The following is a 12,444-nucleotide window of genomic DNA, read 5'->3' as shown; positions in this document are numbered from 1 at the left end:
TGCCAGTATGGATGGATGATGAAAAAGTGAGACGATGCAGCGCGCAATCCCGCAATCCGGGCTTACGCGCCGGCGGTGCGCGCCTTGCCGGCCCACAACCGCCACAGTCCTTCCAGCGAGTATACAGCCAGCGCGGCCCAGATCACCACGAATCCGGTCAGGCGCGGCCCGTCGAAGGGTTCGTCGTAGATGAACACCCCGGTCAACAGTTGCATCGTAGGCGAAATGTATTGCAGCAATCCCAGCAAGGACAGCGGAATGCGCCGCGCGGCGCGGGCGAACAACAGCAAGGGAATCGCCGTGACCGGTCCCGATAGCGCCAGCAGCACCTGCGACGACGGTGACGCCTGCAGGAAACCGTTGGCGCCGTGCAGCGCCGATACCGCGAGAATGGCCAGCACCAGCGGCGCCAGCAGAATGGTTTCCAGCGCCAGCCCCTGCAGCGCGCCCAGATGCGCGGTCTTGCGCAGCAAGCCGTAGAGGCCGAAGGTCACGGCGATGGTCAGGCCGATCCATGGCAAGGCGCCGTTCATCCAGGTCAGCCACAGCACCGCGCCCAGCGCCAGCAAGACCGCCAGCCATTGCAGCGGACGCAGCCGCTCCTTGAGCACCACCGAACCGAGCAACACGCTCAGCAGCGGGCTCATGAAGTAACCCAGGCTGGCGTCGACGATGCGGCCGCTGTTGACCGCCCACACATACAACACCCAGTTGCCTGACAACAGCAGCGCGCTGATCAGGAAACCGAGCAGCACGCGCGGTCGCCGCGCCGCTTCGCCCAACCATGCCCATTGGCGCTTCCAGCTCAGCACGATGACGAGGAAGATCAGCGACCAGAAGATGCGCTGGACGACGATGTCGAAAGAAGAAACGTCTTGCAACAGCTTGAAGTACAGCGGAAACAGACCCCAGAGCAGAAAGCAGCTTATCGCGTAAAACATGGCGAACTGAAAAGTGGAATGGCAAAAAGGAAAGCGCCGCGAAACCTTTTCAGGATCTCACGGCAGCGACGCCATTATCACAGGATTTTTCTTTCGCGGCAGGGCGCGCCGGATCAGGACTGCTTCAAGTTGTCAAAGCGCGACGACGAACTGCCCTTCGACACGCCGGATTTCGCAATCGGCATGCGCCGCACGGCGCTCGATGACGAGCACGTCGGCGCCGCCGATGGTGATCAGCGGATGGTGCCAGACGCCGCGCTTCAAGGTGATGCCCTGGCCCGGTTCGACGATGAAAGCCGCGATGGCGCTTTCGTCGGGCGCGTCGTCGCCGTGCGCCAGCACGGCAAGGCAACGTCCCTGCGCGAGCGGCACGAAGGTCTGGCTGCCCAGCACATGGCGCTCGAACACGGTCAGTCGGTAAGGCGCGACATGCGCACCGTCCTGCGTACGGAAGATCGCCACGCAGGCTGTGCCGCCCTGCTCGCTCACGTCGAGTGCGGTGAGGTCATCGAAACGCTGCGCCGTACCCTGGTTGATCGGCGTGCTGCCGCCGGCTTCGGCAACGATCACGTCGCCGAAGCCGGCGAAGGCTGCCGGCGTCAACGCCTGCGCCGCGATCGTCCTCGCCTCGGACAGGTCAGGCAAGCTCATCGATCAGTTTCCTCGACAAGCGGATCAACGCCTGGTCGCTGCCACGCGGGCCGATCAGGGAGAACCCGAACGGCGCGCCGTCCAGCGTCATCAACGGCAGCGAAATCTGCGGACAGCCGGACAAGCCGGCCAGGCACAGCATGCGCACAGCCTGGTTGCGATAGTCTTCCAGCACCTGCTCCGACTCGCTCAGCAAGGGCGCGACGTCGGGCATGGTCGGCAAGAGCATCACGCGATCGTTGCCGAGCAGACGCAGGAAATCTTCGCGGAAACGATCGCGCACGCCGGCGTGTTCCTGCATTTGCTGCGCCGTGATCTGACTCGACCACGCAAAACGTTCGGCCACGCCCGGACCGAGTTGCAGGTCGTGGCGACGGATCGTGGCGCCGTGGCTTTGCCATGCTTCGTAGCCCTGGATGTAACGGAAAGACCAGTACAAGGCATCGAAGGACGGCGTCGCCGTCTTCACCGGCAGCGGCATGCCGATCGCGCCGGACAGGCGTTCCAGCGTCTGCATGAAGACTTCCTGCACGCGCGGCTCCAGCAGCGCCAGCACGTCGGCCGCCACCAGCATCTGCGGCATGGCCGGCGCACCATCCGGCAGCATGCAGGTGTCTTCGCCCAGCAGGACTTCGCCGGCGCGCGCGAAGTTGTCGATGTCGCGTGCAAACCAGCCGCAGGTGTCGAACGACGGCGCCAGGTCCATCGTGCCTTTCAGGCTCACGCGCGCATGCGTCGGACGCAGGCCGATCAGCCCGCAGTGGCTGGCGGGAGCACGTACGGAACCGCCGGTATCGGTACCGAGTGCAACATCCGCCAGCCCGTTGGACACGGCTGAGGCAGACCCCGAGCTGGAGCCGCCCGGAATCCGGTCAGGCGCGCCGCCGTTGCGCGGCGTGCCGAAGTGGGCATTTTTGCCGTTCATGGAAAACGCCAGTTCGTCGGTATAGGTCTTGCCGACGAATTTCGCACCGGTCTGCGCCAGCGCCGTCACGGCCTCGGCCGAAACGCTCTTGATGCCGGACAGCGCCAGCATGTGCGGATTGCCGCAACCGGTCGGATAGCCGGCGACGTCGAAGATGTCCTTCACTGCAAAGCGCAGCCCGGCCAGCGGGCCGGAAGAAATCGCCGTGACCGTCGGCGCCGGATAAGGGACGAAACAACGTGCTGCTTGCGCATCGACAAGCGGGAAGGATTTTTCCGGATGCGGGGAAGAAGAGGTGATCTGGGTGTTCATGATGAAAGTTCCGTTAATGGGTTGCCGCCGGGGCGGCCGGGGCGTCAGCGATCTGGTGCACGCGCAGGCAACTGACGACGTGGCCGGGCGCCAGCGTCTCTTCGCGCGGCTGCATGCTGTGGCATTCGGCGAGGCCATGTTTGCAGCGCTCGGCGAAGGCGCAGCCGGATGGCAGGTTGGACAAATCCGGCGGCGCGCCGGCGATGGTTTCCAGGCGCTGGCCCTTTTGCATGGCGCCGTGGCTGCGGCTCTTGAGCAGCGACAAGGTGTAGGGATGGCGCGGCCGCGTCAGCAGCGTCGCGGCGGGGCCCTGTTCGATGATCTTGCCGGCATACATGACGGCGATGCGATCGGCCACTTCCGCCGCCGCGCCGATGTCGTGCGTGACGAAGACGATGGACAGGCCCAGTTCCTTTTGCAGCTCGCGCAGCAACAGCAGGATCTGGATCTGCACGGTGGCGTCGAGCGCCGTGGTCGGCTCGTCGGCCAGCAAGACCTTGGGCGAGCACGACAAGGCCAGCGCAATCATGGCGCGCTGGCGCATGCCGCCCGACATCTCGTGCGGATAGGCATCGAGGCGACGTTCCGGACTCGGGATGCGCACTTTCTCGAACAGGCCCAGCGCCTGCCTGCGCGCTTCCGCCCTGGATACCTTCTTGTGGCGGCGGATCGTCTCGATGATCTGGTCGCCAACGGTGTAGACGGGATCGAGCGCCAGCAGCGGTTCCTGGAAGATCATCGCCACGGTGTCGCCGCGCAACGCCGCCAGTTCGCGCTGCGACAGCGCCAGCACGTCCTTGCCGTCGACGCGCAAGCCGCCGCTGATGCGGGTCGAGCGCTCAGGATGCAAACGCATGATGGAACGCAGCGTGACGCTCTTGCCCGAACCGGATTCACCGATCAGCGCGACCACTTCGCCCTGGCCGACGCTCAGGTTGACGCCGTTGACGGCACGGATCAGCTTCTTCGGCGCGAAGAACTGCACTTGCAGGTCGCGCAGGGAAATCATGTCAGACATGGGCCACCTCGCGGGCGAACAGGGATGCGGTATCGGCTTCGTAGCGCAGGCAGGCCACGCCGTGGCCGCTGTCGTCGCTGGCGAAGAGCGGCGCGCGCTGATTACACACGGGCTGCGCAAAGGCACAGCGCGTATGGAAGCGGCATCCGCTCGGCGGGTCGATAGGATTGGGCGGATCGCCGGCCAGCGGCGCCTGCGTCGTGCGTTGCAAGGGATCCATGCTCGGCATCGATTGCAGCAAGGCGCGCGTGTAGGGATGTTTAGGCCGGTCGAACACCTGATCGGACGAACCGATCTCGACAACCTGGCCGAGATACATCACCAGCACGCGATCCGAAATGAAGCGCACCACGTTGAGGTCGTGGCTGATGAACAGATAAGTCAGACCGAACTCCTGCTTGAGGTCGAGCAGCAGGTTGAGCACTTGCGCCTCGACCGACTTGTCGAGCGCCGAAACCGCTTCGTCGAGAATCACCAGGCGCGGCTCCAGCGCCAGCGCACGCGCAATGTTGACGCGCTGGCGCTGGCCGCCCGACAGCTCGTGCGGATAGCGGCCGGCGAAACGCGCCGGCTGCAAGCCGACGCGCGCCAGCAAATCGCGTGCGCGCGTGATCGCTGCGCGCGACGGCAAGCCGTGGACGATGGGCGCGAAGGCAATCGAATCCTCGATCGTCATGCGCGGATTGAGCGACGAGTAACTGTCCTGGAACACCATCTGCGTCTGGCGGCGGAACTGACGCAGCGGCAAGGCGCGCGAACCGACCGTCTCACCGTCGAACACCAACTCGCCGCTGTCCTGATTGATCAGTTGCATAAGCACGCGCGCGGTGGTCGATTTGCCGCAGCCGGATTCGCCGACCACGCCCAGCGTCTCGCCCTTGAGGATGTCGAAGTTGATGCCGTCGACGGCGCGCACGGCGCTGCGCGAAGAAGTGAAAGGCGCAAATGGAAGCCCTTTTCCCTTGAGCGGAAAATGCTTGAGCAGATCGCGCACCTGCAGCAGGGGCTGGCGCGGTCCGCCGATATCGCGTTGGTCCGTCATTGCTTGACCTCCATCGCCGAACGCAAGCCGTCGGACAACATGTTGAATGAAATGGATGTGATGAAGATGAAGGCGCCCGGCAAGGCCGCCACCCACGGCTGCGTATAAATGGCGGTGCGCAGCGTGTTGAGCATCAGGCCCCATTCCGGCTCCGGCGGCTTGACGCCGAGACCGAGGAAGGACAAGCCAGAGGCCAGGATCATCGACACCGAGATCAGGCTGGTCGAATAGACGAAGATCGGTCCAAGCACATTGCCCAGCACGTGCGCGCGCACGATGGTGAAAGCGCCCGCGCCCGACGCGCGTGCGGCGTCGACGTAATCGCTGCGGCGCACCTGCGTGGTGACGCTCTCGGCGATGCGCGCGATCTGCGGAATGAAAACGATGGTCAGCGAGGTCAGCGCATTGACGATGCCGGCGCCGAGCGCGCCCGACAGGGCGATCGCCAGCAGCACCGAGGGAAATGCGTACAGCACGTCGATGGTGCGCATGATGACGGTATTGACGATGCCGCCCGCGTAGCCGGCCAGGATGCCGATGCCGCTGCCGATCACGAATGCCAGCAGCACCGGCGTGATGCCCATGAACAGCGACAGGCGGCCGCCGAGGATCAAGCGCGACAACAGGTCGCGGCCCAGTTCGTCGGTGCCGAAAATGTGGCCAGGAGTGCCGATCGGCTTGAGCCGCGTAAACATCGACGCGGCGAACGGATCGGCCGGCATCAGCCACGGCGCGAACAGCGCCAGGCAGATCAGCGTCAGCAGAATCAATGCGGCAATCATCGCCAGCGGATTGCGCACGATGCGCGCGGCGACGTTGGCCCAATGTCCGCGCGAACGCGTGAAGGCCGGCGGCGATATGGTGGAAGGAACGGCGACAGTCGCTTGCATGGTCAGGCTCTTTCTATGCGCGGATCGAACACGGTTTGCAGGATGTCGACCAACAGGTTCAGCGACACGAAGAATAGCGCCAGCACCAGGATCGTGCCCTGCAGCAGCGGCAGGTCGCGCTGGAAGATCGCCTGGTTCAGCAGGAAGCCGGTGCCGGGCCAGGAGAATACCGTCTCGATCAGGATCGAGCCGCCCAGCAGATAACCCAGTTGCAAACCCATCACCGCCATCGCGGTCGGCGCGCAGTTCTTGACGACGTGGCGGAACACGCCGAATTCGCCGAGGCCGCGCGCCTTCAGGCCGATCACGAATTCCTGGGACAGGATGTCGGCGACCAGTGCGCGCACGGTGCGCGCGATGATGCCCATCGGGATGAACGACATCGTGACGGCCGGCATGATCAGGTATTTGACGTGCTCGACGTCCCAGATCCATGCGCCCGATCCGTCGGGACCGGCGCCGGTGGCAGGCAGCCACATCAGTTGCGACGAGAAGATGATGACCAGCACCATGCCGAGCCAGTAATGCGGCACGCTCACGCCGATCACGGAAATGAAGGAAGCGATCTTGTCGACCCAGGAGTTGCGGAAGTAGCCCGCGACAAAACCGAACAGCGAGCCGAAAAAGAAACCGATCAGTGTCGCCAGCGCGGCCAGCATGAAGGTGTTGCCGACGGCCTTGAACACTTCCTGCGCTACCGGACGTCCGGTGGCGATCGAACTGCCGAGGTCGCCATGCATGGCGCGCCAGACCCAACTGAAAAATTGTTCGGGATAACTGCGATTGAAACCGTAGAGTTCCATCAACTGCTTTTGCAGATCGACGGACGCGTCGGGCGGCAAGATAGCCACCAGCGGATCGCCGGGCGCGATGTGAACCAGCATGAAGCACAGGAACGCCACGCCCAGCATAATGGGCAAGGCATACAGCACGCGTCGGATCAGGTAGGAAATCATGGGTTTTCAGTCAGTCGTTTCTGCCGCCGGGATTGCCCTCGCAACCCCGGCGGCATGGTTCGCATCAAGCCTGCGGCATCAGTCCATCGTCATCGTGGCGATGTCGATGAACCAGCTTTGCGGCTGCACCACGCCCTTGACCTTGGCGGAGATGGCGCGCGGGCCGGTGTCGTGCGCCACCCAGACGAACGGCGCTTCGTCGACGATCCTGGCGTGCAATTGCGCCAGCAGGGCATCGCGCTGTTTGGCGTCGAAGGTGGTGCGCGCCTTGGCGATCAGGGCGTCGACCTCGGGATTGCTGTAGAAGCCCCAGTTGTTCGACACCGGCGGCGCTGCCTTGGAGCTGACGAAACGCACCATCGCAAAGAACGGATCCATCGCCGCGAAGCTGATGTTGACCGCATCCGATCCGTGCGCGCTCGGGTCCTTGGCGCCGATGCGCCAGTTGGTGTACAGCGTGTTCCACTCGATCACGTCGAACTGCACGTCGAAGAAGCAGGCTTTCAGATTCTGCTGCATGAACTCGTTCATCGGCAGCGGCTGCATCTGGCCGGAGCCGGACGCCGAAATCTGCACCTTCACCTTGAGCGGCTTGGCGGCCGAATAGCCGGCTTCGGTCATCAGCTTGCGCGCGCCGTCCGGGTCGTACTTGATGTGGAAGCTGGGGTTGCCGCGCCATGGATGGCCGGGTTCGACGGTGCCGGTGGCTTCGCCCATCAGGCCGCCCAGCAATTGCTTCATCGCCGGACGATTGACGCACAGGTTGGCGGCGTAGCGCACGCGCTTGTCCAGCCAAGGCGAACCGGGCACGAAGGAAAGCTGCCACGGCCACACGTGCGGCTGCGGGTTGGAATAAATCTTGAAGCCGCGCGCCTTGATGGTGTCAAGCGCATCGGGCGCCGGCGCTTCGATCCAGTCGACCTGGCCGGACAGCAGCGCGGCAGTGCGCGAATTGGCTTCCGGCAGCGGCAGCATCACCACCTTGTCGATATGCGGGCGGCGCTTGGCATCCCAGTATTCCGGATTCTTGGCCAGCTCCAGGCGCTCGCGCGCGACGAACTTGGTCATCTTGAACGGACCGGTGCCGGAGGCGTCGGCGGCGAACGCGGCCCAGGCCTGTTTGGAGCGCTCGGCCTTGTCGGTTACCGACGCGGGCACGGCGGCCAGCTTCTTGGCCCATTGCAGCGGCGATGCCATGAACAGGTTGGTCAGGTTGATCGGCAGGAAGGAATCGGGCTCGGAGGTCGTCAGCTCGACCGTGAGGTCGTCGATCTTTTTCGCCGACCGCAGCGTCGGCATGCGCGAGGCGGTCACACCGACCTGGCTCGGATCGAAGTTGGGCGCGTCCTTGTCGAGCACCTTGGCGACGTTCCACACCACGGCGTCGGCGTTGAAGGCGGAACCGTCATGGAACTTGACGCCGGGACGCAGCTTGAAGATCCATTTGGTCTTGTCCTTGGCGTCGACCGCCCACGACACGGCCAGATCGGGAATCAGTTCGCTGGCCTTGTCGGCCTTGCTCAAATCCCATTGCGTCAGGCTGTCGTACATCGGGATGCCGGTGAAGCGATTACCCTCGAAGCCCTGGTCGGGCTGGCCCAGCGTGCGCGGAATATCGCCGGCGGTCATGGCGATGCGCAATACTTTTTCCGCGTGCGCGCCGGCGCCGGCCAAGAGGCCGAAGGCCAGCGTACAGGCCAGGGTGAGAACGCTTGGTTTGGTCAGTTTCATGTCGATGCTTCCTTTGATGAGAACGGCGAAGAAATGTTGTTGAGAGTTCTTACTGAGTCGGGCAAAGCAATCATGGCTGGAGAAATTCGATGCCGGCGCGCGCCGCGGTGCGCAGCAGGTGCGTCTGCATCGCCGTGCGCGCGCCGGTGGCGTCGCCGGCCGACATGGCGGCGGCGATGACGCGATGTTCTTCCGCCGGTTCCCAGATGCGGGAATGATCGGCGAACGGCAACCGCAGGCTGTGGCTGATGCGGGTTTCAAAATCCCGCGCGATTTGCAGCAGGCCGGCATTGCCGGACAGCTCGGCGATCAACTGGTGGAACTCAAGATCGGCCTGCGAAGCGCTGACCAGGTCGACGATCTTGAGCGCATCTTCAAAGCGCGCCTGCACGCCCCACAGGCGCGGCGTGGCATGTGCATCGACCACGCGCGCAGCCAGCGCCGCGGCGGACGGTTCGAATACGTAGCGCAATTGGAACGTGGATTGCAGCTCGGCGGAGGACGGCGCCGTCGATGCGGTCGCGGCGTTTCCGGCCGCGGCGCGGCCCGAGGTGACCAGCGTGCCCTTGCCCGGCATGGAGCGGATGAAACCCAGCGCTTCCAGCATCGACAAGGCTTCGCGCAGGGAGGCGCGGCTGATGCCCATCAACTCGGCGAGATCGCGCTGGCCCGGCAGCATCTGTCCGGTCTTGTAGGCCCCGGACAGGATCTGGCGCTGCAAAGTCTGCGCGGCGATATTGGGCATGCTCATCGGTTTCCCCTTTTTGGTCTGACTGGTCAGACCGCAAGAGAGGACATAGCAATTGACATGCCACCTACCCGGAATAGCGACGCTTACCGAGAAAGAATCAGGGAGAAGGCGGGCATCGGCAAGCGCATGGAGCGAGGCTGCGGGGATGAAAACAATGCGCCGAAAAAAGACGCCGCACAAATTTCATGCAAGCCCGTGCCGCGTAAACGTGCACGCGCGCACGGGCCGATGAAAGAAAAAATAAGAAGAGGCGCATGGAACTGGGCGCCGAAAATGCCAACCAGTGACGATCAGGCTTGGCGCGGCTGCGTCGTGTGGCGCGCGACGTAGCGATACAGCAGCAGCGCGGCGACACCGCAGACCGCCATCACGGTCACCAGCGGCAATGCGGTGCCGTCGTGCCACAGCCCCATCACGACGCCGGACAGCATGCCGGTGCCGAATTGCAGGGTGCCCATCAGCGCCGCCGCCGTGCCGGCCTGCTTGCCTTGCTGCGCCAGCGCGATGGCCGAGGCGTTGGGACCGACAAAGCCGTGACAGGACAGGAAGCCGAAGAAACCGACCAGCAGCAACGGCAGGCTTTCAAAACCGCAGGCGACCAGGACCGCAACCGCGGTGGTCAGGATGGCCGGCACCCAGATGATCTTGCCGAGCACGCGGTCGGCGCTGCGTTTGATCACCAGGCGCGCATTGATCTGCGAACAGGCGATCAGGCCGATGGCGTTGGCGCCGAACACGAAGCCGAAATTCTGCGGCTTGATGCCGTGCAGTTCGATCAGCACGAATGGACCGCCGGAAATGTAGGCGAACAAGCCCGCCTGGATCAGGCCGCCGCACATGACGTAGGCCATGAACTGGCGATGCCGCAGTAAATCGACGTACTGGCGCAGCACCCGGCCCAGGTGCAGCGGCACCACATGCGTCTGGTCCAGCGTCTCTTCCATCACGCGATAGGTGAAGATCAGGCAGATCGCGCCGAAAGCGGTCAAGGTCACGAAGATCGCGCGCCAAGTCGAAAAGGTCAGCAGCAGACCGCCGATGAAAGGCGCGAGGATGGGCGCCAGGCCGAACACCAGCATCAGCATCGAGAACGCCCGGGCGGCGCCTTCCGCGCCCATCTTGTCGCGCACCACGGCGCGCGGGATCATCATGCCGGAGCTGCCGCCCAGGCCCTGGAACAGACGCAGCACCAGCAGCGTCTCGATGTTCGGCGCCAGCACGCAGCCCAGCGACGACAGCACATACAGGCAGATGCCGAAGTACAGCGGCGGCTTGCGGCCGAAGCGATCGCTGATGGGGCCGTAGAACATCTGTCCCAGCGCCAGTCCGATCAGGAAAGTCGACAGCGTCAGTTGCACCGTGTTGCTGCCGACGCCCAGGTCCTTGGCGATGAAGGAAAAACTGGGCAGGTACATGTCGATCGACAACGCGCCCATGGCCGTCAAGGCCGCCATCAGGATCAGCCAGCCGGGCAGGAGACGCTTGTCGTGTAAAGAAGAATTTGTATGCATGAAGAGAGACAAAAAGCCGCTTCTCACCGGCATGCGGCATGCGAGAGACGGTCAGGGCAATGAGAGGGGGAATGCGTTGCGCGCAGGAGGTCGCGCATTGGCATTATACCGTCTGGCCCGGAAAGCTTCAGCGCCCCATTGCACGGGGACACAATGGCCGATGTTGTCAATGCTGCATTGCATGCTGCAGTTACATCCTCGCAAGAAATTTTTTGCTGATCGCTCAACATTCGAGCAGCAATGCGGCGAAAAGGTGGCACACTGGTCGCAAGTGCCAGGTCGCGGCAAAACCGCGCTGGCCGTGCGTTTTCGTACTACCTAGAATGTTTTTTGATAATCATATCGGGGGAAGTTTCAAGAAGACTCATGGGTGATGCAAGAATAAAAAGAACCGCCGGTCGCGCCGTTTTCCTGCTGTTTTCCGGTTTGCTGTCCTGCCTGCTTGCGGCCTGCGACCAGGACACCGGGAACAGTTTTTCGCCCGCGACGCCTGCCGTTGCGCGTACCCGTCTGACCGCGCTGGTATGGGCGCCGGACTGGCCGCAGGAGATGCACAGGATCGCCGATGAATTTCATCGCGAGCATCCCGACATCACGGTCGACGTGCAATTCATGATCGGCAACTCGGTGGAGGAAAACCTCAAACCCAAGATCGCCACGCGCAATCTGCCCGATCTGGTCTCGGTCAATCCGAACGCCTACAGCGCCGAACTAGCCGACCAGGGCATCCTGGCCGACGTCGGCGACACCGCGGCCTGGAACAACATGCTGGAGTTGCTCAAGCCCGACTGGACCAGCCGGCACGCAAAACGCTACGGCATCTCCGGCGGCGTGGCGGCGACGCTGGTCTATTACAACAAGGAGATGTTCCGGCAAGCGGGGATCGCGACCCTGCCGGCCAACTTCGAGGAATTCCTGGCGGCGTGCGCTGCACTCAGGAAAGCCGGCTTCACGCCGATGGTCTGGACCGGCGCCTTTCCCAATACGCTGGCCAACGGCCCGTTCAGCTTCGGCTTCGCCAACAATATCGTGACGCGCCACCCGGCCGACTGGAAGGCGCGCATCGCCGACGGCAGCCTGGACCTGAAGACCGGCGCAGCGGTCGACATCTTCGCCAAGATCAAGCTGATCGCCGACAAAGGTTATCTGCAGCGCGACTACATGAACACCAGCTACGACGAAGGCATCCACTTGTTTACTGAAGGCAGGGCGGCGATGGCCTTCGAAGGCACCTGGTCGGCGGGCGCTTTGATGCATGGCAAGGATTTCAGCACCGGCGTCTTCATGCCGCCGTGGAATGCGCCGGGGGAAACCATCGTGCCGGTGATCGGCAGCGAAACCGGCTTCGCCGTCTGCGAGACGCGCAACAAGAAAGCGGCGCTGCAATTCCTCGAATTCATTTACGGCAAAGGCTTCACCATCCAGCAAAACAAGCGCCAGAACATCGCTCCGCTCAAACTGGTTCCCGGCAAGTCCGCCAGCGATCCGCAGATCATCGACTATGTGCAGCGCGCAAGCCAGGCGCCGGTCACGGCCGGACCTTACTATTCCTACCTGCCGACCAATACCATCGCCCTGCTGCATCCGCTGCTGCAGGATGTCCTGTTCGGCAAGAAAACGCCGCGCCAGGCGGCGCTGGCGCTGAACGCGTCGATCCGCCACGAGGCCAGGACGGAGAACAAATAGCGATGCCGACCACGCCTGCCCATTTGCCGA

Annotated in this window: 12 protein-coding genes; 2 read left to right on the top strand and 10 right to left on the bottom strand. The window is 63.6% G+C overall.

Translation table 11 applies throughout. The annotated features are described in order from the left end of the window. Positions 1-62: 62 nt before the first annotated feature. The 10 genes from rarD to RV1423_RS15225 all read right to left on the bottom strand — a co-directional run bounded on the left by rarD (position 63) and on the right by RV1423_RS15225 (position 10,728). Complete coding sequence (gene rarD, locus RV1423_RS15270; RefSeq protein ID WP_034298199.1) at positions 63-941, bottom strand: EamA family transporter RarD; 879 nt, start codon at positions 939-941, stop codon at positions 63-65. Between the two features lie 132 nt (positions 942-1,073). Continuing rightward, a complete protein-coding gene (locus RV1423_RS15265) occupies positions 1,074-1,592 on the bottom strand; it encodes an ureidoglycolate lyase (protein ID WP_034298197.1) in 519 nt (172 codons plus the stop codon). Then, on the bottom strand, positions 1,579-2,829 hold the full coding sequence (locus tag RV1423_RS15260; RefSeq protein WP_034298195.1) for an amidase: 1,251 nt from the start codon (positions 2,827-2,829) through the stop codon (positions 1,579-1,581). The genes RV1423_RS15265 and RV1423_RS15260 overlap by 14 nt, the downstream gene beginning before the upstream one ends. 13 nt (positions 2,830-2,842) lie before the next feature. After that, positions 2,843-3,847 carry an ABC transporter ATP-binding protein gene (locus tag RV1423_RS15255; protein WP_034298193.1) on the bottom strand — a complete coding sequence of 335 codons (1,005 nt, stop codon included), beginning with the start codon at positions 3,845-3,847 and terminating at the stop codon, positions 2,843-2,845. Beyond that, positions 3,840-4,889, bottom strand: a complete 1,050-nt coding sequence (locus RV1423_RS15250) for an ABC transporter ATP-binding protein (protein ID WP_034298191.1) — start codon at positions 4,887-4,889, stop codon at positions 3,840-3,842. Before RV1423_RS15250 ends, RV1423_RS15255 begins: the two co-directional genes overlap by 8 nt. After that, complete coding sequence (locus RV1423_RS15245; RefSeq protein ID WP_034298190.1) at positions 4,886-5,779, bottom strand: ABC transporter permease; 894 nt, start codon at positions 5,777-5,779, stop codon at positions 4,886-4,888. Before RV1423_RS15245 ends, RV1423_RS15250 begins: the two co-directional genes overlap by 4 nt. 2 nt (positions 5,780-5,781) lie before the next feature. Beyond that, positions 5,782-6,735 carry an ABC transporter permease gene (locus RV1423_RS15240; protein WP_034298186.1) on the bottom strand — a complete coding sequence of 318 codons (954 nt, stop codon included), beginning with the start codon at positions 6,733-6,735 and terminating at the stop codon, positions 5,782-5,784. A gap of 78 nt (positions 6,736-6,813) precedes the next feature. After that, on the bottom strand, positions 6,814-8,466 hold the full coding sequence (locus RV1423_RS15235; protein WP_034298183.1) for an ABC transporter substrate-binding protein: 1,653 nt from the start codon (positions 8,464-8,466) through the stop codon (positions 6,814-6,816). Positions 8,467-8,536: 70 nt separating this feature from the next. Further along, positions 8,537-9,217: a FadR/GntR family transcriptional regulator gene (locus tag RV1423_RS15230; protein WP_034298182.1), complete on the bottom strand. Its 681-nt coding sequence runs from the start codon at positions 9,215-9,217 to the stop codon at positions 8,537-8,539. Positions 9,218-9,507: 290 nt separating this feature from the next. After that, positions 9,508-10,728, bottom strand: a complete 1,221-nt coding sequence (locus RV1423_RS15225; protein ID WP_034298180.1) for a Bcr/CflA family multidrug efflux MFS transporter — start codon at positions 10,726-10,728, stop codon at positions 9,508-9,510. On the opposite strand from RV1423_RS15225, the gene RV1423_RS29850 reads away from it, so the two are divergent. Then, positions 10,727-11,050 (top strand): hypothetical protein, encoded by a 324-nt coding sequence (locus RV1423_RS29850; RefSeq protein ID WP_155835117.1) that lies wholly within the window; start codon positions 10,727-10,729, stop codon positions 11,048-11,050. The two genes, RV1423_RS15225 and RV1423_RS29850, sit on opposite strands and share 2 nt — an antisense overlap. 44 nt (positions 11,051-11,094) lie before the next feature. Next, positions 11,095-12,414 carry an ABC transporter substrate-binding protein gene (locus tag RV1423_RS15220; protein WP_051516699.1) on the top strand — a complete coding sequence of 440 codons (1,320 nt, stop codon included), beginning with the start codon at positions 11,095-11,097 and terminating at the stop codon, positions 12,412-12,414. Positions 12,415-12,444 lie beyond the last annotated feature (30 nt).

Source organism: Herbaspirillum sp. RV1423 (genome assembly GCF_000577615.1).
Classification (GTDB): domain Bacteria; phylum Pseudomonadota; class Gammaproteobacteria; order Burkholderiales; family Burkholderiaceae_D; genus Herbaspirillum.
The sequence above is the reverse complement of the archived record's forward strand: the minus strand, read 5'-3'. Positions and strand labels throughout refer to the sequence as shown.

Coding starts and splice junctions, on each gene's coding strand:
- rarD (WP_034298199.1), bottom strand. CDS start 941: ATGTTTTACGCGATAAGCTGCTTTCTGCTCTGGGGTCTGTTTCCGCTG.
- RV1423_RS15265 (WP_034298197.1), bottom strand. CDS start 1,592: ATGAGCTTGCCTGACCTGTCCGAGGCGAGGACGATCGCGGCGCAGGCG.
- RV1423_RS15260 (WP_034298195.1), bottom strand. CDS start 2,829: ATGAACACCCAGATCACCTCTTCTTCCCCGCATCCGGAAAAATCCTTC.
- RV1423_RS15255 (WP_034298193.1), bottom strand. CDS start 3,847: ATGTCTGACATGATTTCCCTGCGCGACCTGCAAGTGCAGTTCTTCGCG.
- RV1423_RS15250 (WP_034298191.1), bottom strand. CDS start 4,889: ATGACGGACCAACGCGATATCGGCGGACCGCGCCAGCCCCTGCTGCAG.
- RV1423_RS15245 (WP_034298190.1), bottom strand. CDS start 5,779: ATGCAAGCGACTGTCGCCGTTCCTTCCACCATATCGCCGCCGGCCTTC.
- RV1423_RS15240 (WP_034298186.1), bottom strand. CDS start 6,735: ATGATTTCCTACCTGATCCGACGCGTGCTGTATGCCTTGCCCATTATG.
- RV1423_RS15235 (WP_034298183.1), bottom strand. CDS start 8,466: ATGAAACTGACCAAACCAAGCGTTCTCACCCTGGCCTGTACGCTGGCC.
- RV1423_RS15230 (WP_034298182.1), bottom strand. CDS start 9,217: ATGAGCATGCCCAATATCGCCGCGCAGACTTTGCAGCGCCAGATCCTG.
- RV1423_RS29850 (WP_155835117.1), top strand. CDS start 10,727: ATGAAGAGAGACAAAAAGCCGCTTCTCACCGGCATGCGGCATGCGAGA.
- RV1423_RS15225 (WP_034298180.1), bottom strand. CDS start 10,728: ATGCATACAAATTCTTCTTTACACGACAAGCGTCTCCTGCCCGGCTGG.
- RV1423_RS15220 (WP_051516699.1), top strand. CDS start 11,095: ATGGGTGATGCAAGAATAAAAAGAACCGCCGGTCGCGCCGTTTTCCTG.